Source organism: Citrobacter sp. wls615, from assembly GCF_005281355.1.
GTDB classification, from domain to species: Bacteria; Pseudomonadota; Gammaproteobacteria; order Enterobacterales; family Enterobacteriaceae; genus Citrobacter; species Citrobacter werkmanii.
In genome coordinates, this window is record NZ_SZXM01000026.1 from 62,427 (window position 1) to 83,364 (window position 20,938).

Sequence of the window (20,938 nt, forward strand, 5' to 3'; positions counted from 1 at the left end):
GCGGTCAGGGCGATACTTTACGCAATGGCCTCACATAAGCGTGATTTCATTTCGCTGTACGTTTGTGCGGCATACTTCTCCGCCCATCCTTGATCGGTAATGTGCTCAATTTTGACAGCACAATATTTGGTTTCCGGCGTTTTCGAGATCGGATCAAGGTTATCCTGTGTTAACTCGTTACACGCGCCAATCCACCATTGATAGGTCATATACACTGTTCCGGCATTAATACGCTCGGAGACATCCGCACGGCTGATGACCTTGCCTCGGCGCGAGCTTACCCACACCAGGTCACGATGACGGATGCCCAGTTTTTCTGCATCATCGGTGTTAATTTGAACATATCCTGGCTCATCTGCCAGCGCCTGTAATGCCGCGCAGTTGCCGGTCATCGAGCGGCAGGAGTAGTGCCCAACTTCGCGCACGGTACACAACACCAGCGGATAGGTCTCGTCAGGGACTTCAGCAGGAGCGCGCCACGGCGCGGCAAACAGTTTGCCTTTGCCATTCGCGGTATCAAACTGGCTGTGTGCATAAAGATACGGTGTTCCTGGGTGATCGAGATCCGGACAAGGCCACTGAACATGGCCCATTTCACCCATTTTCTCATAGGTTACGCCATAGAACAGCGGGCACAGTTCGCGCATTTCATCCCAGATTTGTTGGTTATTTTGATACTGCATCGGGTAGCCCATTTCGCTGGCCAACAGACTGATAATTTCCCAGTCACGTTTTACATCCCCGCTGGGTTCAATCGCTTTCTCGAAACGCTGGAAGCCACGATCGGCGCAGGTAAAGACGCCACCGTGTTCGCCCCATGATGTTGCCGGCAACAGGACGTCGGCCATCTCTGCCGTTTTGGTCATGAAGATATCCTGCACGACGATAAAATCGAGCGCGTTAAATCCTTCCCGGACCAGCCCCAAATCAGCCTCGGTTTGCAGCGGATCCTCTCCCATGATGTAGTAGGCTTTGATTTTGCCCTCAATCGCCAGATGCGGTACTTCGGTGATGCGCGTTCCGACCTTGTCATCCATCTGATTAACGTCAATCCCCCAGGCGGTGGCGAATTTCTCCCTGACGGCAAAATCGGTCACGTCCTGATACCCCGGAAACTGGTTAGGCAGCACGCCCATATCACATGCGCCCTGCACGTTATTTTGCCCGCGTACCGGGCCAACACCGACGTTTGGACGTCCCAGATTCCCGGTCAGTAAGGCCAGGCTCGACAGCCCACGGACAACATCAACGGCCTGGCCAAACTGCGTGACGCCCATCCCCCACATCACGGTTGCCGATGGTGCTGCCGCAAATGTACGCATCGCCTGACGAACCTGTTGTGCAGGGACGCCGGTTAAATGTTCTACGGCTTCGGGGGCGTAGTCCTTAACGGTTTCCCAGTATGTTTCCAGACCTTCGGCATGCTTATGCACGTACTCGCGATCGTAAAGCTGCTCTTCAATAAGCACATGACCAAAGGCGTTGACCAACGCCATGTTGCAACCATTTTTTAACTGCAAATGCTGATCGGCGATACGGGCGGTTTCAATACGGCGAGGGTCGCAAACAATGATTTTCGCGCCGTTCTGGCGAGCTTTAATCACCCGACGGGCCACAATGGGGTGTGAGTCCGCGCAGTTATAACCAAAGATAAGCAGGCATTTTGAGTTTTCAATCTCGCTGATGGAGTTGCTCATTGCGCCATTGCCCAGCGTTTCCTGTAAACCGGCAACGGAAGGACCGTGACAGACACGGGCACAGCAGTCGACATTATTGGTATTGAGCACCCCACGGGCGAATTTTTGCATCACGTAGTTGGTTTCATTCCCTGTTCCCCGGGAGGAGCCTGTCGTCATGATGGCGCGAGGACCATAGGTATTTTTTATTTCAGATAAGCGTTTAGCGGTGTAACGAATGGCTTCATCCCAACTAACGGGAGTGAATTTTCCCCCTTTTTCATAACGGATCATCGGGCGAGTCAGACGGGGAGTCAGAAGGCGGGTGTCGTTCAGAAAGTCCCAACCATAATAGCCTTTCAGGCATAACTGATTTTGGTTCGTTACACCCTCAGCGGCTTCGGCGCGGATGATTTTGTTATTTTCAACAACAAGCTTGAGCTTGCACCCGGCCCCACAGTATGGGCATACACTGGTGATTTTTTTCATCAATAACAGACCTGTTAAATGCTGAAATAGCGCGAATTGTAGACGAAGCCACGTGAATAGATATCACGGGCTACGATGTGTCGTAGTGACGGGCTGTTAAAGCATAAAGCATGCCAAAGATGAAAACCCAGCATTGGCAGGGGTGTTGCCCAAGGAGCAGAGAGGAATGACTGTCGATTCGTCACTATTGACGAGAAGCGTCAAAAATATCACCGTTTTGACGCTGGGCTAACTCCATGAAACATCGGAAAAAGATGAAAAATATAGGTGATACCGATCACAAATTTTAATTTTTCAGCGCTATGCTATGCTTTTATACAACGAGTCAATCGTTAACCTAAAAGCATAAGTGAGGAAAATAATGGGCATTCTTTCATGGGTAATTTTCGGTCTTATCGCGGGGATTTTGGCAAAATGGATTATGCCGGGTAAAGATGGCGGCGGATTCTTTATGACCATTATCTTAGGGGTTGTTGGTGCGGTGGTTGGCGGCTGGATCAGCACCTTCTTTGGCTTTGGTAAAGTTGATGGCTTCAACTTCGGTAGTTTCGTCGTAGCGGTTATCGGCGCGATCGTGGTGTTGTTTATCTACAGAAAGATCAAAAGCTAACTATATATACAGAGATGAAAGGCCACTGAAGTGTGGCCTTTTTATTGGTTACCACCAGCCTAGTTCCGTACCCAGAACCACGATGATAGCCACGCAAATCATAATGAGCGTTGTTTTTTTCATCGTTATGCACCCGGCGCAGCGTAACCGCCAACAAAAAACCAGGATAAGAAAACGACAGCGGAAATAAAAATGATGACGGGAAAAATAATACCGAGTCGCATAGGATTATCTGCCAGAGTTATTTAAAGACGAGCCAGCATAGCAGGGCTTAATGTACGACAAAAGTGGTTTTATCCTGCCGCTTTTTATCTTTGTACATTGCGCTGTCTGCCATGTGAAGCGCACAGTTTACATCGGTCTCATGCGGATCAATTTCCACCACGCCCAGACTGGCTCCAGGATAAAACAGATGGACGCTGCCCAAGTGATAGTCGCCACAAATTCGCTGTTGCAGCTGATTTTTCACCTTTTGCAGGCGCTCGCATCGATCGCTTTCACTTTCCGGCGACAGGCTAACGACTAAAAATTCGTCACCGCCCAGTCGACCGAGGATATCATTGTCGCCGCATTCGTGGAGCAGACGCTGTCCGATCTGGATCAGGAACTGGTCGCCAACCTCATGACCAAAGCGGTCATTAATCAGTTTAAAATCATCCAAATCAATATAGGCAACGACGACCTTCTGCCGGAGATGTCGGGCAAGCGAAAATAGGGTTTCAACATTTTCAAAAATCGAGCGCCGGTTCGGTAACCCGGTCAGCGCATCGGTGTAGGAATGAGCAATCAGCGCGGCGTTGGCTTCGCGTAACTGAGCGACCAGCGACTCTTTTTGAATAGACTGGGCGATCAGTCCTGCAAACAGATGCAGCACCTGTTCACCTCTCTCGCTCAATGCCTGCTGGCGGCGACTGGTGGCGCAGAGCGTACCGTAAAACGTTCCATCCGGAAGATGAACAGGTGTGCTCAGAAACGTGGTGATTTCCAGCGCGCGAGCTGCGCTGCATTCCGGCCAGCGTGCGGGCACGTTGTCGCTGTACAGGCAGTTATCCTCGATGGCGCGTTTGCATAGCGTCTCATCCCACGGGACGGATAGCCCTTCCGGGATCTGCATTTGTTTGCTATTGCGCGCGTACAAAATATGCTGCAGGCGAGCATCTAAATCGACTTTGGTTAAATAGGTTGATTCCATCTCTGTCACCACCTCCAGCATCTCCAGAAGTTGCCGAACCAGACTCTCAACAGACTGCTCCGTGGCTAAGGATTGTGAGACTCTGGCGAGGATCATGTCCGACATGAGGTGTAAATACTCCTGAGTAATGACAAGGCTGGCGTTGTCCGCATGATAGAACATCAAGGTGTAAGATGAAACAAGCTATCCAGCTCAGAATGTAAACATAAAATGGATAGTTAGCAGGAAAACATGGAGATAGATGGAAAGTCGGGGTAACCTGCCAGAATAAGATTTTTAACAGGAGTAGATATGAAACTGGCGTTTGTTGTTTTGCCCGGCATTCTGGTGCTGGCAGGGTGTAGTACCCCGCAACCAGAAGCGCCAATGCCACCGAAAATTGGCATGGCGAATCCGGCATCGGTGTATTGCGAACAAAAGGGCGGCTCGCTGATTGCGATACAGACTCCGCAAGGGGTAAGGTCTGACTGCAAACTCCCCGGAGGGGAAACGATCGATGAATGGGAACTCTGGCGTAGAGACCATCCGGCAGCGGGGAAGTGATCCGCTGTTAGTATTGACGTAGCCATTCAGCCAGTACCAGCGCGTGGTTTTGCTGAGTATTCTTCGCCGCATACAGTAGCGTTAAGGTTTGCTGCCGGGCAATCTCTGCGAGACGCTTTCCTTCCTGCTGCTGTTGGGCCAGTTCGGTACGGTACTGCTGAGAGAAGTGCGCAAAATCAATCAGTTCTGCGTGAAATGCTTTACGTAAATCTGATGACGGCGTCAGCGCTTTATTCCATTCATTGAAAGCAAGATCAGTCTTTTTTATCCCACGTGGCCACAACCGGTCGACCAGGACGCGATAACCATCGCTTGCTTCTGCCGGGTCATACACGCGTTTACACTGAATATTCATCTCTTCATCCGCTCTGTTAAGCTGCCGCTTTGCTATTTAGCATCATTTTTATTACGGTTAAATAAGATCCTAAAACGTGACCATTATAGCATTTTGCCAGCCTGGACTCCCAATTTAAGGGATTGTGATACCGATGAAAAGTCGGTAGGCTGAGGCTCCTTATGTTGTCCCTCATTGTCTGGACATAAGGAAACCTTAATGGACATTTCCCCGATCAAAGATACGCTTCGCATTGCGCTGGTGGGCGATTACAACCCCGATATTGTGGCGCACCAGGCTATTCCCCTTGCTATTGATGATGCTGCTGCCGTGCTGGAGTTGGTGGCTGATTATGACTGGCTAACCACTTCTGATATCAATAGCAGCGAAGATCTGATTGGCTACGATGCCATCTGGGTCGTGCCAGGCAGCCCCTATCGACACCCAGAAGGTGCGCTGATTGCGATACGCTACGCACGCGAAAACAGCATTCCATTTTTAGGCACCTGCGGTGGTTTCCAACACGCCATACTGGAGTATGCCCGTAACGTGCTGGGCTGGAGCGATGCCGCGCATGCCGAAACGGATACCACTGGGCGAATGGTGATCGCGCCGTTGACCTGCTCGTTGGTAGAAAAAACGGATGATATTGAGCTCCGGGCCAATACGCTGATTGCGAAAGCCTATGGACGCGATGCTATCTCTGAGGGGTATCACTGCAACTATGGTGTGTCGGACGCTTTTGCCGCCGAGCTTGAGAGCGGCGATCTCCGGGTGACCGGTTGGGATGATGCCGGAGATATTCGCGCCATTGAACTGGTAACACATCCTTTTTTTGTTGGCACACTCTTTCAGCATGAACGTGGCGCGCTGGCGGGTAAACCCGTGCCGTTAGTCCAGGCGATGCTCCGCGCCGCGCGGGGATAAAATGTAGGGCAGGAGGTTAGCTAACCTGCCCGCTACATTATGCGTTCGCGATCTCCCGATCGCGCCCTGCGCACAGACCAAACACGGCCATCAGCACCGCTAACCCGGCGACACCCGCTAATGGAATCAGCCAGCTACCGTTGAGGTCGTGAATTTTACCCATCAACGGTGGCCCGCAGGCGGCCAGTAAATACCCGACAGACTGCGCCATTCCGGACAACGCCGCGGCCTGATGTGCAGAGCTTGCGCGCAGGCCAATGAAGGTCAAGCCGAGGATCATGGTCGCACCTGAGCCAAAGCCAAACAGAATGGTCCACAGCAAAGCCTGGTCGGGCATTATGGCGAATCCCGCCGCGCCAACGGCACACATTACCGAAACCAGGGCGGCGATGGCTCGCTGATCCTTGAATCTGTTCAGGACGAGGGGAATCAATAACCCTGGCGCGGCGGTCGCCAGTTGCAGTAAACCGTGCAATGAACCGGCCTGCGCCTCGCTGTAACCGTGGCTGATTAAAATGGCGGGCAACCAGCCGATGATCACGTAATAGATAAGTGAGTTGATTCCCAGAAACAGGGTCACCTGCCAGGCGAGGCTGGATCGCCAGATTGCACGGGAATGTAATGCGCGTGAGTTACTCAGTCTGGCATTGGTCGTCTGACGGCATTGGGGTAACCAGATAACCAGCGCCAGCAGCGGAAAAACCATCAACACCATCAGTGCGCCGCGCCAGCCAAATCCATTTAACGCCAGCGGAACAACCATGGCTGAACCCAGCGCCGCCGCTGCGCCCATGGTCAGCGAGTATGCGCCAGTCAGTTTTGCCACATGCTGGGCATAATCACGCTTAATTAGCCCCGGCAACAGGACATTACCCAAGGCGATTCCGCACCCGATGATGGCGGTGCCGCTAAACAGCAATCCCGGTGAGGGCAGCGAGCGTATTGTAATACCGGCGCAAATCAGCAGCATAGCAGCAAACAGGCTGCGTTCGATGCCCCAGCGGCGCGCAACGGCTGCGGCCAGAGGTGATACCAGCGCGAAGGCCAGCAGAGGAAGGGTAGTCAACAGTCCCGTTTGGGCGGTACTCAGACCGTAGTCGGCACGAATGGCATCTAATAGCGGGGCGGCACCGGTAAAGGTAACGCGCAGCGTGGTGGCAATCATCAGGATACCCGCGATCAGCAAAGCAGCGTTTTTACCGCGGGAAGAAGGCGTATTTATCATTTTTTCCTCATCTTGTCAGGCGAGGCGATACCTTAGCGTTTTTACGCCATGAGTGAATCAAGCTAAAATGACAGTTTATCGCTAAAATCGGACATTCTTATGTTGGGACTAAGATTGGATGGGTATGAACCTGACCTTCACCATGATGCCGCGGTGGCGTTCTGCATTCAGGCCCGGGAAGATGAACTCTTTAGTCCGCTGCATCAGCATCGTAAGGGGCAGTTGATTCTGGCTTTGCATGGCGCGATTACCTGCGAGGTCGAAAATGCCATGTGGATGGTGCCCCCCCAATATGCGGTGTGGATCCCTGGTGAAATTCCACACAGTAACCATGTAACCGTAGGCGCACAATTGTGCTTCTTGTTTATTGAACCTCATGCCGTCGTGATGCCTGAGCGCTGTTGTACGCTAAAGATATCTCCCTTGTGTCGGGAGCTTATTCTGGCGCTGGCGTCGAAAACGGACGACCAGCGGCTGGAGCCGTCAACTCAGCGACTGACGCAGGTGTTGTTTGATGAACTCCCGCAGCAGCCGCAGGAGCAACTGCAGTTACCGGTTTCCGATCATCCGAAAATCCGCAGAATGGTCGCGACAATGGCGCGAGAGCCTGCCCAATGGCAGACGCTGGGGCAGTGGGCCAGCGTATTTGCGATGAGCGAGCGCAACCTTGCCCGGCTGGTCGTCAAAGAAACGGGATTGAGCTTTCGCCGCTGGCGTCATCAGCTGCAGTTGATTCTGGCGCTGCAGGCGCTGATCGATGGTCATAACGTGCAGCAGGTCGCGCAAATGCTCGGTTATGATTCAACCACCGCATTTATCACGATGTTCAAAAAAGGCCTGGGTCAGACTCCAGGCCGCTATCTGAGCTGACTTGCTACTGCTTCCCAACAATCAATGAGACCAGACCTGCTGCAATAAGCGGCCCCACCGGTACGCCGCGAAACAGCGCCACGCCCAGCACCGTACCGACCAGTAAACCGGCCACAAGCTGGGGCTGGCTGCCCATCAGCGTGACGCCGCGCCCGCCAAGCCAGGAGACAACCACGCCGACGGCAATTGCGACCAGTGATTTCCAGTTTACAAAGGAGTGAATGAGCGTGGAGGGCGGTAGCGTTCCGCTGGCGATCGGGGCCATTACGCCGATAGTCAGAATAATAATCCCGATGGTCAGTCCCTGTTTTTCAATCCACGGAAAGAACGTATTCAGAGGGGTTACACGGACGATGATCAGCACCAGAATTGAAACAGCGACAGTGGTGTTGTGGCTGACAAAGCCCAGAGCTGCCAGTCCGAGGAGGATCAGCAGAGTGACATCAAACATCGTAGTTTCCTTGCCAAAAGAAAAAATAAGCCTGCTTACTGTACGCGTAAACGCGTGACGGAACAGGCTTTATTTAATAATTATGATTTTTTTGAGCTAATGCACGATGCGGCGTTATTTACTGCTAACTCGGCTGTTATTGAACGCGGCGGAACGAAATTAATTCCGGTTGTGCAATTCGCAGGTAATCAGCAGTATCCATGATCACGGATTTTTCCAGCATTCCGGCATTGAACGCAATTTCAGTAAAACGTTCAAACAACAGCGGATCGGCGACCAGTTTGAGATTCGGATGGAAACTAAATGGTGGGATGGCGCCAAATACGCAACCCGTCAGTTCATCGACTTCCGCCGGGCTGGCGAGCGACGCTCTCAACCCGCCGATATGGCCGGCCAACAGGCTCAGGTCGGCCTGCTGGTCGGCAGAGAGAATCGCCAGAACATGCTGATTAACGCCGTTACCCTTTACTTTACAGACCAGCGCTTTTGCGCCCTGGCCCAGTGCAGTACCGCGAATTTCAGAGACCGCTTCACATTTGCCGACGGCTTCATGGCTAACCACGCGATACGTCGCGCCTTGTTCTGATAATAACGAAATTAAACGCTGATGCGTTGCGTTACCTTTGTTCACTTCCGTCATGACTTGCTCCTGGTACAACAATGAAAATCCTGGCTGAAAAATGATTACGCATCGGTGCGCTTTTTCTGTTTGTTCAGATAGAGTTGGGCATCCGATGCTTTGTAAGCATCATCAATGGTGTCGTTTGGCTGCATATTATAAATCCCGGCAGAGAAGCTGATTGATATATCTTGCGCAATAATTTGTAAGTTGTAGCGAATCCGTTCCAACACGCGGTGCGTTAATTCACTGGGATGATCGATGAGGATAATGCAAAATTCATCCCCGCCGAGTCGGATAGCATAGTCGCTTTTGCGAATCGAGGTTTGAATGGCTTTAGCCAGAAGGGTGATAATGCGATCGCCTTCCTTATGCCCCAATGTGTCATTAATCACTTTAAGCTTATCGCAATCAATGGCGATAAAGGTCACGAGGGTTCCCGTGTTGACCAACTGCTGCAAACGCTGTTCGAGCATCGGCGTCAAAATTTTACGGTTATAGAGTCCGGTCATCGCATCGCTGATATTTTCCCGCGTGACGTTGTGATACAAGCGAAAATGTGTTCTGACCATATTCAGCAGCAGTATCGTTGCCAGAAGATAGAAGACGAATATTTTCCACGATGAGACGATAAAGTACATAAAATCAAGAGATAAGGTGACGCGTATGCCACCAGGGATGTCCTTCTCGTAGTGAACGTAGCGGAATAGATTGGTCTCACTTTGGTGAACGTGGATCTCTTTACCTGAGCTGATATCAGAGAGCGTCACGTTAAGATAGCGCCAGACCAGAGGACGATCGCTGGTATAGAAAATATTCTTTAAATTCTCTTTGTTGATATCCACCATCACCACGCCTTTTAGCTTACCGGCATAGTAGACCGGGGTTAAAAAGCTCATCACCTTTTTCTCGGTCAGGTTATCCTCATAAATGCTGGAAATCACCGTGCGACCCGTGAAAATACCGTCAATATCATTCTGATCGATGCCCAGCGAGCCTTTTTGCAAAAACGTCCAGTTGTGTATCGCAAATTTCCGTGAGTCGATCAGATTATAAAAATAGACGTAGTTATTCTTGAGATCGACGTAGTAGCGAAATTTATACTCCAGCGTTCCTAATCCCTGACCGTAATCTTTTTGCAGGCGATTGACGTTCACCGCCCGGTCAAAAGAGGGTAACAGGAATACGTCTTCGAGTTGCCCGCTACATTTGGTTGAGGTGGTCTGCAGCGTACCGTGTAATGGCAGGTAATTATGCGTTGTGAGATTGAGCCCATGTGTACCGTTAACGCTATCGAAAGCATCGCAGAACGCTTTTTGTTGTTCGACCGATGCGGGTTCCTTAGGGGATGAAAAGGTGCGCATCAGATGGGCTGCAATACTCTGATTGGTGTACTTGTCATAGAGAAAGGAGGAGTCGGCTTTCTCATTGATATAGCGCATATAGGCATTCATTGCCTTATCGCTGGCAATGAGTTCATAAACCAAAAAAGAAGATGTCAAAACAATAACGCTGACTGAGATAAAGAGCCTGAGCGCTTTATGATGCAACTTCATAATGAATTACAGCCCATAGGTTAGAGATGCGATATTACCACATGCTCCACATTCACTCTAACGAAGCGGCGGGATAAACCATTGCAAAATGTCACGATCATGATACAGGGTAATGTAATCAGCCGAAGCCGAAGCCTCGGCCGAAAGTGGTCGCTTAATTATTGCTGGTGGTACTTTGCTTATGAAACAGTTCGCGGAATACCGGATAAATGTCATCCTGATCGCGGATATGCTGCATCGCAAAGTTTTCAAACGTTGATTGCAGATGTTCGTATTCACGCCACAAGGTCTGGTGCGCGCGGCGGGTAATTTCGATATAGCTGTAATATCGCACTACCGGCAGCAGTTTTTTCGCCAGAATTTCATGACACAACGGTGAGTCATCCGCCCAGTTATCACCATCCGACGCCTGTGCGGCATAGATATTCCACTGGGCAGGGTCGTAGCGCTCTTTCACCACTTCATCCATTAACTTCAGCGCGCTGGAGACAATGGTTCCCCCGGTTTCCTGAGAGTAGAAGAACTCATGCTCATCTACCTCTTTCGCCTGGGTGTGGTGGCGAATATAAACCACTTCCACGTTCTTATAGGTGCGGCTTAAGAACAGATACAGCAGAATATAAAAACGCTTTGCCATATCTTTGGTCGACTGATCCATCGAACCGGAGACGTCCATCAGACAGAACATCACCGCCTGACTGGAAGGATCGGGCCGTTTTTCATAATTCTTGTAGCGTAAGTCAAAGGTGTCGATAAATGGCACACGTTCGATTTTTGCCCGTAGTTCGGCAATTTCTTTGCGTAACCGTTCTTCTTCCAACAACTGAGCGGGTTCACTTTTTGTGATGGTCTCCAGATCCGCTTCGAGCGCATGCAGTTCGCGACGCTTACCTGCCGTCATTGCCGTGCGGCGCGCCAGTGAATTTTGCAGGGAGCGCACCACGCTGATGTTGGCTGGCACACCGTTAGAGGTAAAACCAGCCCGGTGCGTTTTGTACTCCGTTAGCTGACGCTGCTGATTCTGTTTAAGATTTGGCAGAGCTAAATCTTCGAAAAGCAGATCGAGATATTCATCTTTAGAAATCTGGAAGACGAATTCATCCTGACCCTCGCCATCCTGACTCGCCTGGCCTTGTCCGCTTCCCGAACCGCTGCCTCCGCCCTGTGGACGTTCAATACGGTCATTCTGTACAAAATGGTCGTTACCCGGATGCACGCGATGGCGCAGACCACCGCGCCCCTGATGGAACATCGGTTCGCTAATATCATCGGTAGGAATAGAGACAGATTCGCCGCTATCCACATCAGTCACCGAACGCTTGTTAATGGCCTCGGAGATCGACTGTTTAATTTGCGATTTATAACGGCGTAAGAAGCGCTGGCGGTTTACCGTGCTCTTGTTTTTGCCGTTAAGACGCCGGTCAATAAACCAGGTCATAAGCCCCCCGTACTGCATTTGCCAACTTTATGCTACATCAGTATCCTGGATGCGCAGAGCATATCTGGCCTACTGATGAGTATTGTAGGCCCGGTAAGCGCATGCGCTACCGGGCACTTATGTTAAGACGATTTACGTACGCGCAAATACCATTCGCACAGTAAACGTACCTGCTTACGCGTGTAGCCTTTTTCCATCATACGGTCGACAAAATCGTCGTGCTTTTTCTGCTCGTCAGTCGAGGTTTTGGCGTTGAACGAAATAACCGGCAGCAGCTCCTCGGTATTAGAGAACATTTTCTTCTCAATCACCGTGCGCAGTTTTTCGTAACTGGTCCAATTTGGATTGCGACCGCTGTTATTCGCTCTGGCGCGCAGAACAAAGTTGACGATCTCGTTACGGAAGTCTTTCGGGTTACTGATACCCGCTGGCTTCTCAATTTTCTCCAGCTCTGCGTTCAGCGACTCGCGATCGAACAGTTGACCGGTATCCGGGTCACGATACTCCTGATCCTGAATCCAGAAATCCGCGTAGGTGACATAACGGTCGAATATGTTCTGTCCGTATTCGGAATAGGATTCGAGATAAGCCGTCTGAATCTCTTTGCCAATAAATTCAGCATATTTAGGGATCAGATAGCCTTTCAGGAACTCAAGATAACGTTCTGCCATTTCCTGCGGGAACTGCTCACGCTCGATTTGTTGTTCCAGGACGTAGAACAGATGCACCGGGTTTGCCGCGACTTCGGCATGATCAAAGTTAAAGACGCGAGAGAGGATCTTAAACGCGAAACGCGTGGACAGACCGTTCATACCCTCATCGACCCCGGCGTAATCCCGATACTCCTGATAGGATTTCGCTTTTGGATCGGTATCTTTCAGACTTTCGCCATCGTAAACGCGCATCTTCGAGTAAATGCTCGAGTTCTCAGGTTCTTTCAGGCGAGAAAGAATGGTGAAGCGAGAGAGCGTCTCCAGCGTGCCTGGTGCGCAAGGCGCATGGGTCAGCTCACTGTGGTTAAGCAATTTCTCGTAGATTTTGATCTCTTCGGAGATCCGCAAGCAATAAGGCACTTTGACAATGTAAACACGGTCAAGGAACGCCTCATTGTTTTTGTTATTGCGGAACGTCACCCATTCGGACTCGTTCGAGTGGGCAAGAATAATTCCGTTAAACGGCAGGGCAGAGATACCTTCTGTCCCGTTGTAGTTTCCTTCCTGGGTGGCGGTCAGCAGAGGATGCAGCACTTTAATCGGTGCTTTAAACATCTCTACGAACTCCATAATCCCCTGGTTAGCGCGGCACAACGCGCCCGAGTAACCGTAGGCATCAGGATCGTTCTGCGCATGGTGTTCGAGTTTACGAATATCCACTTTCCCGACCAGCGCAGAGATATCCTGGTTGTTTTCATCACCAGGTTCCGTTTTGGCGATAGCGATCTGCTCCAGAATAGACGGCCAGACTTTGACGACGCGGAATTTCGTGATGTCCCCGCCAAACTCGTGCAGACGTTTCGCCGCCCATGGCGACATGATCGTTCCGAGATAGCGACGCGGGATCCCATACTCTTTTTCCAGGATCTGCGCGTCTTCCTGTGGATTAAACAAGCACAACGGATGATCGTTAACCGGGCTACGTTCGCCATTGGCGCTCAGGACATAAATCGGAACTCTCTGCATCAGCGACTTGAGTCGTTCAGCGAGAGATGATTTCCCCCCTCCCACAGGCCCCAACAGATACAGAATCTGTTTCTTCTCTTCCAGACCTTGAGCTGCATGTTTCAAATAAGAAACAATCTGCTCAATGGCGTCTTCCATGCCGTAAAACTCTTCGAAAGCGGGATAGCGTGCAATTACCCGATTCGAAAAGAGTCGAGAAAGACGAGGTTCGTGGGCAGTGTCAACCATGACAGGTTCACCAATAGCCATTAATAGCCGCTCTGCCGCGTTGGCATAAGCACTGCGATCTTGCCGACAAGTGGTAAGAAACTCCTGCAGCGTGAACTCTTCGTCCTTGGCAGCTTCATAACGCTGGCGATAGTGATCGAATATATTCATGGTATGCCGTCCTTTCGTATACTATGGGAACATTTTGATTTAATACTTTTAGCGTAGTTCTTCAACGGGATAAAAATTATGCTCCGTCCTATATGTTATGAGCGAGTATCGTCCATTCAGCAAATCGAAGGGGGGGGTGGTCTGGATGACCAACGATCAGCACTTGAAGGTTATTTAGAAAGTAATTCTGATATTTTTACAAAAGATAGACTTTTTATTCAAGATCGTGGTGTTTCTGCATTTAAAAATTCTAATATCTCATCCGAATCACAATTGGGAATATTTTTACAGGATGTGCAGAACCGCAAGTACGGCGAAGGCGACGCACTCATTGTTATGTCGCTGGACCGAATCAGTCGCAGGTCCAGTTGGGCAGAGGACACTATCAGATTCATTGTGAACAGCGGAATCGAGGTTCACGATATTTCTGCCAGTACAGTGTTACGAAAAGATGATCCGCATTCAAAACTGATAATGGAATTGATACAGATGCGTTCTCACAATGAGTCGCTTATGAAGTCAGTACGTGCTAAAGCTGCATGGGACAGAAAAATCATGGAAGCGGTCAAGAATGGTACGGTGATTTCTAACAAGATGCCAATGTGGTTGAAGAACGTTGATAACAAGTATCAACGCATTGAAGAAAAAGTAAATCTGATAAGAAACTGTTTTGAATGGTACAAACATGGTCTTAGTACAGGTGAAATAATCAAAAAAATTGGAGATCCAACGCTTCAAATGGTCACGGTTTCTCGATGGATACGGGATCGTCGCTTGTTGGGGGAACATGTACGGTACAACGGTGAGGTTGTTCACAATGCATACCCAAAAGTCATTGATGAAGATTTATTCATTACAGCCAATAGGATGATGGACCGCGTTATGCTGGAAAAAAGAAAACCAGCAGATGATCTGTTGCTTGAACCAGCAGTAGTACAAGAGATTTTTAGACTCTATGAAAGTGGTATTGGAACTGGTGCCATCGTTAAACACCTATCAAAAGGATGGAGCACTGTTAATGTATTGAGAGTATTAAGAGATAAAGGAGTAGTTAAACAAAAAATTATCGATAATCTAACATTTGAGCGAGTAAATCAGAAACTTTCACAAAATGGTGTTGCTAACCGTATTCGAAAAGATATAACTATTGCTCAAGATGATTATATTACTAACTTATTTCCTAAGATCCTCAAGTGTGGCTGTTGTGGGGGGAATATCGCAATACACTATAACCATATAAGGGTAAAGTATATAATTTGTAGAAACAGGGAAGAAAAAAAGATCTGTGATGCAAAATCAATTCAATACTTAAGAGTAGAAAAGAACATACTCCAGCTAGTAAAAAATATAGATTTTAACAAGCTAATGTCTGAAGGGGTTTTAGAAAGTGGATCAATAATTGATGGTATCAGGGAAGAACTGGCAACTTTACGGAAGGAAGAACAGAAGTATATTGATAAAATAAAGAAGCGTAAATCTGAGGGTAAACTGACTGGGATTCATTTGAATGAAGGTTTAACAGAGATACAGGATAGGATTGAAGAATTAGACAAAGAGATTATTAAATCCCAAGATATAAAAGAAATACCAAAACTCGATTTCAACATTGAGGAGGTACTAGACCCATTGAATGTAGAATTGCGTGCTAAGGTACGTAAAGAGCTTAGGTTAGTATTAAAATCAGTTAAGTATAGGGTAGTTTCTAAGTCAATTTTTGTTAGTCTTGAATACTACACTGATGTTCTTGCACATGTAATTGTAATTAATAATCAACGTGGCGGTGGTGAAGTACAAACTGAATTCGCTATTGAAGAACATGATGGATGTAGAGTTTACCGAACTGATTCATTTGTATTAAGTTATAAAAAAGGGAATGAAGTACCACAGTTTCACACATATGAAGGTGTTCCGATAAATAACTTTGAGTATCTAAAGTTACGGGACCTTATCGAAGAGGTTGAGGGTAATGGGATTGTATCTAGTTGGATGTACAAAAACTATGATTTTGTTTTCATGAATCACTAAAATTATTAGTGATAGTACAAAAACGACTATTACTACATTTTTCTCCTTTTCTAATAAATAAAAGTATGAAAAGGAGAACTACATGAAAACACTAATACTATTCACAATCGGCTTCCTAGTTATGGTTACAGGTCTAATAGAATACCTATTTGTTGGGTGTTTAATCTGGCTTGGGCTGTGTACCGTTGTAGAGATTATAAATCTCTTTATAAAATAGCATGTTACAAAAAAATCAAGTCTAATTTTGGGACGTTTGGGCGTCCATGTGATATAATATAGATAAATTAACGCATTTAACTGCGTTCCTATCAGTACACAATAAATAAGTATGTAATTTTATAATATTCTCCTTAGATCAAGACTGCCCCATTCGTGGGGTATCTTTATGTATTGAGAATCTAACAAAAGGTAAACAAATGAATTCAACCAAATCAATCATAATAGCGGCAAAAGTAAGCCAAGATCAAAGCGAAGCACTTGATAAACTAATATCAGATGGTATAGCTAAATCACGTTCGGCAGCGATTCAATATCTAATTTCACAACATATGATTTTAGCGAGTAAGTAAAAAGGTCGGTACTCACCTAGCAGTATAAAATAATAAACACATCTTACTAATGGATTAGTAAGCCCGTCCACAAGGAAGTAAAAAATGAAAAAAGGCGTAAAACAATATACAAACTTTGAAGTAAATGAATTCGGTACTATGGCACGTAACATTGATACGGGTGAAGTAGTACAAGTAACATTGAATGCTAGATATCCAACATTCAACTTCTCAAATACAACAGTAACCGCACATCAGCTAGTGGGGCATTCTTGGCTCGCTGAGAGCTACCGTGAGGGCTTAGAGATAGATCATTTGGGCGATGTAAAGGATAACCACTATACACGCTTAGAATGGGTTACACACTCGGAAAACTGTAAGAGGGCAGCAGCAAGACGTAAAGCAGCGGGTATCACCCGTTATAAAGGAGGCGTTATGAACTATGAAATATTCATCGATTTACTACATACTAAAGTTGACTATGATTACAGTCATTCAGAAATGAGGGATTACATAGGATACAAGTATAATCAATGGTTCAACGTTTCATACTTTCCCAACGTACTAAACAAAGTTAGTTCTTTACGGTTATGGGAATATCTAAAAACTGATACGCAAAATTCACACTTATATTTTGTATTCAAAAAATAATAAAAAAGGCTACATGGTATCACCCCAAGTAGCCAGTTTAATTCAATAATAATTCATAAAGGTATTTATCATGGCAGGAAAAAAACAGGAAAAGGATAACAGCAGATTCATTAAAATAGCGGGTAATAATAGAAAATATAGTGATCTTACAACAGATGGGAAATCAATCGTATTAGATGTTATTGATAGTAGTTCTGGTGCTAAAGGTTATGATCCTAAGAAGTTATACTTTGTGTTTTATAGTTGCACTAAGATCACACGTAAGGTGGTTATGTATCATCTACAACGATACTATGCAGAATTCGAAAAGGGAACCAATCCCCCATCGGACAGTACAGCAAGAAAGTTTACCACGATGTGTAACAAGTTAGCAGACCTGCTACCAGACGCACACGATAACGGTACTAATTTATACAAGAAACAACAGCAGGGGATGACTTATCTACATCCTAAACAGAAGTATGAAATCGATACGATGTATAATGACGGTAAATCTATTGAAGAGATTATGTCGAAATTACAGGGATTCATTGATGATGTTGCGAAGTAATACCTTCGCAAGATACCCGTTCTGGTCGCAAGATGACGCAAGATAAAGTCAGAAATCCACTGATTTTACTGGCTTTTCTGATGTTGCGTGGCATCTTGCGACCTATAATATAATTATCCATATCCAGATATTTTAAAATAGATATACGCCGTATTAATTATTGAGGGCTAACGCTCCTACGTCGCATTATCCCTAAAAAACAAATATAGGTATAACTTTGCGTTTTTCTCGCTATCGCTACGAAAACCCGCAAGCGTCTTTTCTTTCGCTTTGCTCAATCCAGTAGGTGTAGTTACTCAGAGATACTACTTAAGATACTTTTGTCGCCCTTACGGGCTAAAGTGTTCTGGAGTCCTACCGCGTCGTAAACTCCTTGCTTGGGTCGTTCGCTGTTAAAGCTCACTAAAGTGATTATCAAGTGAATAGACTTAATCCAATACAGAACTATTAACTACTGGAGATGAGATAAAAATACTACATACAATTCATAACATAAGGAAGTAACTATGAAACACGTACTAATAAATCACCACATACAGGGAATGTTATTTTACGATAAACAAAAGAAACGCCGCTATTTCGTAACTAAACAGAACGTCACAGTAAATACTGTACCAATAGAAGAACCAATAGAATACTTCTATGACTTATCCGAAGAAGCATACTTTCAGCAATCAATAATGCGTGATGATTTGGATGAACTTATATACATGGCGAAAACATACATAGATGGAATACAGATAATGGAAATTAGAGTAGTAAACAACAACCCAATGAACTTTAAAGCACTAATCAATGGTTCACTTGAACTATCAATTCACTATGAAGATGGTGTGCGTGCAATGCCGGGCTTACCAAACGTAGAACTACTGGATCAGTACTGGAAGGGTGGAGTACATCAGAGTGCATCAGCGAATGAAGCAAAGGTACGGGAGATTCTTATGGCAACCCCAAAAGTAAATGCTAAAAAAATAAAGCCCCATAATGGGGCTACTTAGATTTGATGCTTCATTAATCAAGCTCAATTTTAATAGACAATTTTTCATCAACAGAGTTCCGTATGTAAACAAAAGCATCAACTCTCCGAAGAAAATTAGCTAATTGCTGCAGACCATTACCTATTTGTGCAGTTACTTGCCATCCTTATTCATTAGATTTTTTTCTTATACTGTATGAAATGAGTTATGGGTTTGTTATCAGCATGGGTTTTAATAACAATATCATTTATTTTTTTATTTAAACCCAAAACTTTATTTTGAATACTTCTTAATTCTTGAGTTGTTATTTTTATTGCCACTTCTTCATCATCACGCAACATTCCTACTTTAGACTCCGACTCTAAAAGATCTTCAAAAACTTCATTAAACTCTTCTGATAATGAATTGAATTCTGATATCAATTTTAAAGAATGATCACTGAGAATATAATTATATCTACCAACTGAAAATAGACGAAGATTAATTGAATATGATAAGTTGAAAAAATCATGTAAATGTTCTTCAATTATATCTAAGTTTTCTTTAAAACGACTAGAATCACAGGTTTTATTAGTCAATACATGAATTAATTCATTTGTGAATTTAATCGTATCCCTTTTTATCTCAGAGCTATACGAACGAAGTTTAGGCAGATCACTATAAATAGCCTCTTCTACAATACGGTGAGTTATATCATAATCCTTTTGAGCCATCCATACTGGGGCTTGTCTATATGCAGCAAATGCAATAAAAAAAGTACCCATTGTTCCTAAGGCACTAAACCAATCACTAATACTGCCTGGTTCCCATTTAAAATTTACAGGCTGAAGATATTGTGTCGTCATAAATATAACTAATACAGCAAAAAAAAGTAATAGGAGTAACGTGATAAATGTTTTTTTCAAATTCATTTTTAATGTTCCTTACTATCATAAGAGAGTAGATTGTAAGTTCTTTAGTTCTAAGACCACAAGAGTAGAGCTAAAAATCTAAGTTCTGTACTTATAATAATTACCAATGCAATAAGTACATAGCCCACTAAATTGTGGGCTTACTTTTATAGATGTGTTAACAATTCCTTGCTATTTTATCATAGCGTTCTACGAATGTAATTATTTTTAGAGAGTCTTCATTATAAGTATCAACCCATTTTTTCATTGCATTTTCTATAATAAAAAGAAAGTCAACTAAATTGAAGTAAGTTGTATCGCCAATAGTAGTTGTTTTGAACGAATTAGGGCTTTGGATAGAGAAGCTGATCCTTCTGATGTCACCATTCTTTACCTTCTGACTATCTAAATTAGACATATGGATGAGTGAATTTCTTAGTTCCCAGAGTTCATCAGCCGTAACTTCTATTGAAGATAAGTCAGCATACTTAGTAATCCATTTTTTAAAGTTATGATGTTCTCCAATATCAACCCATGCAATTGTATCAATAAAAGAAAAAAGAAGTTTTACACAACTAAGATAATGCTTATTATTGAAAAGATAATGTATTGGCTTAAAATGGTCATCAATTAATAATTGAGCTATATCAAACTTTTCACTGACGAGATATTTTGAGAGATAATCATTACTATGTGAAAAATTGTAACCTGAGAACTTATCAATATGATGTTGCCTCAGCGGTTCGAAATCCAATCTATGTTGATTCATTATTTTACCATTCAGTATTGGAGTGATTAGATGCAAACATTCATCACCAATATTGTAGGGTGCTAAAACATCTGAGAAAATCATACTTAAATTATCAATACGCATCATCGCATTAATTTTTTCTAGTGACACTCCATTCTTTTTATCCTTAAGTATCTGCGGTATATCTCCATATTTTGCCTCAGTAAGATCTGTCCCAACTTTTGATAATAAAAAATTGATTTTTTCTTGTTCTGTACCTGAATGCTCATAAAGAACAAATGCAACATGTGTTATTACATCGTCGGATGCAAAAAAATACAAATTAACTAATTGTTCTTTCATCTATCCTCCATGGTATATGAATATATTAAATTGAAAAGGAAACTTAGCAGGGAGCAGATATAATAAACTTTTCTCGACAAATTTACAATTTCTAGACTAAGAATTTGTTCTATCAGGACTAAATAGGTATTGAAATAAATATTTAGTTGATTTAGTGAATTTTCATGCGTAATGATCTACGCAATGCAATATTAATACTTTACCATCAAAAGGAACA

General features: G+C 45.4%; 21 protein-coding genes and 1 pseudogene. 9 read left to right on the forward strand and 13 right to left on the reverse strand.

Annotated elements, in window-relative coordinates:
- Positions 1–17 precede the first annotated feature (17 nt).
- Positions 18–2,165, reverse strand: a complete 2,148-nt coding sequence (gene fdhF, locus FDX04_RS08550; RefSeq protein ID WP_061381492.1) for a formate dehydrogenase subunit alpha — start codon at positions 2,163–2,165, stop codon at positions 18–20.
- A gap of 361 nt (positions 2,166–2,526) precedes the next feature.
- Here fdhF and FDX04_RS08555 point away from each other — a divergent pair, with 361 nt between their 5' ends.
- Entirely contained in the window at positions 2,527–2,775 is a 249-nt protein-coding gene (locus FDX04_RS08555; RefSeq protein WP_042308928.1) for a GlsB/YeaQ/YmgE family stress response membrane protein, read from the forward strand.
- Between the two features lie 48 nt (positions 2,776–2,823).
- Here FDX04_RS08555 and yoaJ read toward each other — a convergent pair whose 3' ends face one another.
- The 3 genes from yoaJ to FDX04_RS08570 are packed head-to-tail and all read right to left on the reverse strand — an operon-like array spanning position 2,824 to position 4,072.
- Complete coding sequence (gene yoaJ, locus FDX04_RS08560; RefSeq protein ID WP_137349652.1) at positions 2,824–2,898, reverse strand: protein YoaJ; 75 nt, start codon at positions 2,896–2,898, stop codon at positions 2,824–2,826.
- Between the two features lie 2 nt (positions 2,899–2,900).
- On the reverse strand, positions 2,901–2,999 hold the full coding sequence (locus FDX04_RS08565) for a YoaK family small membrane protein (RefSeq protein WP_038640017.1): 99 nt from the start codon (positions 2,997–2,999) through the stop codon (positions 2,901–2,903).
- A gap of 47 nt (positions 3,000–3,046) precedes the next feature.
- A complete protein-coding gene (locus tag FDX04_RS08570) occupies positions 3,047–4,072 on the reverse strand; it encodes a sensor domain-containing diguanylate cyclase (RefSeq protein ID WP_137359970.1) in 1,026 nt (341 codons plus the stop codon).
- Positions 4,073–4,258: 186 nt separating this feature from the next.
- On the opposite strand from FDX04_RS08570, the gene FDX04_RS08575 reads away from it, so the two are divergent.
- Positions 4,259–4,510 (forward strand): DUF333 domain-containing protein, encoded by a 252-nt coding sequence (locus tag FDX04_RS08575; protein WP_137359971.1) that lies wholly within the window; start codon positions 4,259–4,261, stop codon positions 4,508–4,510.
- Positions 4,511–4,517: 7 nt separating this feature from the next.
- On the opposite strand, the gene FDX04_RS08580 is transcribed toward FDX04_RS08575, so the two are convergent.
- The gene (locus FDX04_RS08580) at positions 4,518–4,865 is read right to left on the reverse strand and encodes a DUF488 domain-containing protein (RefSeq protein WP_042308923.1); all 348 of its coding nucleotides are present in this window, start codon (positions 4,863–4,865) and stop codon (positions 4,518–4,520) included.
- Between the two features lie 198 nt (positions 4,866–5,063).
- Here FDX04_RS08580 and FDX04_RS08585 point away from each other — a divergent pair, with 198 nt between their 5' ends.
- On the forward strand, positions 5,064–5,771 hold the full coding sequence (locus FDX04_RS08585; RefSeq protein WP_042308921.1) for a CTP synthase: 708 nt from the start codon (positions 5,064–5,066) through the stop codon (positions 5,769–5,771).
- 37 nt (positions 5,772–5,808) lie between these two features.
- On the opposite strand, the gene FDX04_RS08590 is transcribed toward FDX04_RS08585, so the two are convergent.
- On the reverse strand, positions 5,809–6,996 hold the full coding sequence (locus tag FDX04_RS08590; protein WP_137359972.1) for a CynX/NimT family MFS transporter: 1,188 nt from the start codon (positions 6,994–6,996) through the stop codon (positions 5,809–5,811).
- Between the two features lie 99 nt (positions 6,997–7,095).
- Between FDX04_RS08590 and FDX04_RS08595 the strand changes: the two are divergent.
- Positions 7,096–7,894, forward strand: a pseudogene (locus tag FDX04_RS08595) (helix-turn-helix transcriptional regulator).
- On the opposite strand, the gene FDX04_RS08600 reads toward FDX04_RS08595, so the two are convergent.
- From FDX04_RS08600 to yeaG, 5 genes are all read right to left on the reverse strand, one after another.
- Positions 7,871–8,317 carry a DUF441 domain-containing protein gene (locus FDX04_RS08600; RefSeq protein WP_085049524.1) on the reverse strand — a complete coding sequence of 149 codons (447 nt, stop codon included), beginning with the start codon at positions 8,315–8,317 and terminating at the stop codon, positions 7,871–7,873. The pseudogene FDX04_RS08595 and the gene FDX04_RS08600 sit on opposite strands and share 24 nt — an antisense overlap.
- Before the next feature lie 136 nt (positions 8,318–8,453).
- Positions 8,454–8,957 carry a YbaK/prolyl-tRNA synthetase associated domain-containing protein gene (locus FDX04_RS08605; RefSeq protein ID WP_038640035.1) on the reverse strand — a complete coding sequence of 168 codons (504 nt, stop codon included), beginning with the start codon at positions 8,955–8,957 and terminating at the stop codon, positions 8,454–8,456.
- A gap of 44 nt (positions 8,958–9,001) precedes the next feature.
- On the reverse strand, positions 9,002–10,492 hold the full coding sequence (gene dgcJ, locus FDX04_RS08610; RefSeq protein ID WP_137370774.1) for a diguanylate cyclase DgcJ: 1,491 nt from the start codon (positions 10,490–10,492) through the stop codon (positions 9,002–9,004).
- A gap of 154 nt (positions 10,493–10,646) precedes the next feature.
- Entirely contained in the window at positions 10,647–11,930 is a 1,284-nt protein-coding gene (locus tag FDX04_RS08615; protein WP_137370775.1) for a YeaH/YhbH family protein, read from the reverse strand.
- Positions 11,931–12,052: 122 nt separating this feature from the next.
- On the reverse strand, positions 12,053–13,987 hold the full coding sequence (yeaG, locus tag FDX04_RS08620) for a protein kinase YeaG (RefSeq protein WP_042308906.1): 1,935 nt from the start codon (positions 13,985–13,987) through the stop codon (positions 12,053–12,055).
- 78 nt (positions 13,988–14,065) lie between these two features.
- Here yeaG and FDX04_RS08625 point away from each other — a divergent pair, with 78 nt between their 5' ends.
- The 5 genes from FDX04_RS08625 to FDX04_RS08640 all read left to right on the forward strand — a co-directional run bounded on the left by FDX04_RS08625 (position 14,066) and on the right by FDX04_RS08640 (position 18,759).
- Complete coding sequence (locus FDX04_RS08625) at positions 14,066–16,012, forward strand: recombinase family protein (RefSeq protein ID WP_137370776.1); 1,947 nt, start codon at positions 14,066–14,068, stop codon at positions 16,010–16,012.
- Between the two features lie 416 nt (positions 16,013–16,428).
- Complete coding sequence (locus FDX04_RS24155; protein ID WP_170975151.1) at positions 16,429–16,581, forward strand: hypothetical protein; 153 nt, start codon at positions 16,429–16,431, stop codon at positions 16,579–16,581.
- A gap of 84 nt (positions 16,582–16,665) precedes the next feature.
- The gene (locus FDX04_RS08630; RefSeq protein WP_137370777.1) at positions 16,666–17,211 is read left to right on the forward strand and encodes a hypothetical protein; all 546 of its coding nucleotides are present in this window, start codon (positions 16,666–16,668) and stop codon (positions 17,209–17,211) included.
- Between the two features lie 70 nt (positions 17,212–17,281).
- Positions 17,282–17,761, forward strand: coding sequence for a hypothetical protein (locus FDX04_RS08635; protein WP_137370778.1), 480 nt, complete (start codon positions 17,282–17,284; stop codon positions 17,759–17,761).
- A gap of 506 nt (positions 17,762–18,267) precedes the next feature.
- Positions 18,268–18,759 (forward strand): hypothetical protein, encoded by a 492-nt coding sequence (locus FDX04_RS08640; protein WP_137370779.1) that lies wholly within the window; start codon positions 18,268–18,270, stop codon positions 18,757–18,759.
- A 152-nt stretch (positions 18,760–18,911) separates the two neighbouring features.
- Here FDX04_RS08640 and FDX04_RS08645 read toward each other — a convergent pair whose 3' ends face one another.
- Both FDX04_RS08645 and FDX04_RS08650 read right to left on the reverse strand, forming a co-directional pair.
- Complete coding sequence (locus tag FDX04_RS08645) at positions 18,912–19,649, reverse strand: hypothetical protein (RefSeq protein ID WP_137370780.1); 738 nt, start codon at positions 19,647–19,649, stop codon at positions 18,912–18,914.
- A 157-nt stretch (positions 19,650–19,806) separates the two neighbouring features.
- Positions 19,807–20,721: a hypothetical protein gene (locus FDX04_RS08650; RefSeq protein ID WP_137370781.1), complete on the reverse strand. Its 915-nt coding sequence runs from the start codon at positions 20,719–20,721 to the stop codon at positions 19,807–19,809.
- Between the last annotated feature and the right edge of the window lie 217 nt (positions 20,722–20,938).

Excerpts from the sequence above, each read along its gene's own strand:
- fdhF (WP_061381492.1), bottom strand. The coding sequence starts at position 2,165 with ATGAAAAAAATCACCAGTGTATGCCCATACTGTGGGGCCGGGTGCAAG.
- FDX04_RS08555 (WP_042308928.1), top strand. The coding sequence starts at position 2,527 with ATGGGCATTCTTTCATGGGTAATTTTCGGTCTTATCGCGGGGATTTTG.
- FDX04_RS08565 (WP_038640017.1), bottom strand. The coding sequence starts at position 2,999 with ATGCGACTCGGTATTATTTTTCCCGTCATCATTTTTATTTCCGCTGTC.
- FDX04_RS08570 (WP_137359970.1), bottom strand. The coding sequence starts at position 4,072 with ATGTCGGACATGATCCTCGCCAGAGTCTCACAATCCTTAGCCACGGAG.
- FDX04_RS08575 (WP_137359971.1), top strand. The coding sequence starts at position 4,259 with ATGAAACTGGCGTTTGTTGTTTTGCCCGGCATTCTGGTGCTGGCAGGG.
- FDX04_RS08580 (WP_042308923.1), bottom strand. The coding sequence starts at position 4,865 with ATGAATATTCAGTGTAAACGCGTGTATGACCCGGCAGAAGCAAGCGAT.
- FDX04_RS08585 (WP_042308921.1), top strand. The coding sequence starts at position 5,064 with ATGGACATTTCCCCGATCAAAGATACGCTTCGCATTGCGCTGGTGGGC.
- FDX04_RS08590 (WP_137359972.1), bottom strand. The coding sequence starts at position 6,996 with ATGATAAATACGCCTTCTTCCCGCGGTAAAAACGCTGCTTTGCTGATC.
- FDX04_RS08600 (WP_085049524.1), bottom strand. The coding sequence starts at position 8,317 with ATGTTTGATGTCACTCTGCTGATCCTCCTCGGACTGGCAGCTCTGGGC.
- FDX04_RS08605 (WP_038640035.1), bottom strand. The coding sequence starts at position 8,957 with ATGACGGAAGTGAACAAAGGTAACGCAACGCATCAGCGTTTAATTTCG.
- dgcJ (WP_137370774.1), bottom strand. The coding sequence starts at position 10,492 with ATGAAGTTGCATCATAAAGCGCTCAGGCTCTTTATCTCAGTCAGCGTT.
- FDX04_RS08615 (WP_137370775.1), bottom strand. The coding sequence starts at position 11,930 with ATGACCTGGTTTATTGACCGGCGTCTTAACGGCAAAAACAAGAGCACG.
- yeaG (WP_042308906.1), bottom strand. The coding sequence starts at position 13,987 with ATGAATATATTCGATCACTATCGCCAGCGTTATGAAGCTGCCAAGGAC.
- FDX04_RS08625 (WP_137370776.1), top strand. The coding sequence starts at position 14,066 with ATGCTCCGTCCTATATGTTATGAGCGAGTATCGTCCATTCAGCAAATC.
- FDX04_RS24155 (WP_170975151.1), top strand. The coding sequence starts at position 16,429 with ATGAATTCAACCAAATCAATCATAATAGCGGCAAAAGTAAGCCAAGAT.
- FDX04_RS08630 (WP_137370777.1), top strand. The coding sequence starts at position 16,666 with ATGAAAAAAGGCGTAAAACAATATACAAACTTTGAAGTAAATGAATTC.
- FDX04_RS08635 (WP_137370778.1), top strand. The coding sequence starts at position 17,282 with ATGGCAGGAAAAAAACAGGAAAAGGATAACAGCAGATTCATTAAAATA.
- FDX04_RS08640 (WP_137370779.1), top strand. The coding sequence starts at position 18,268 with ATGAAACACGTACTAATAAATCACCACATACAGGGAATGTTATTTTAC.
- FDX04_RS08645 (WP_137370780.1), bottom strand. The coding sequence starts at position 19,649 with ATGAATTTGAAAAAAACATTTATCACGTTACTCCTATTACTTTTTTTT.
- FDX04_RS08650 (WP_137370781.1), bottom strand. The coding sequence starts at position 20,721 with ATGAAAGAACAATTAGTTAATTTGTATTTTTTTGCATCCGACGATGTA.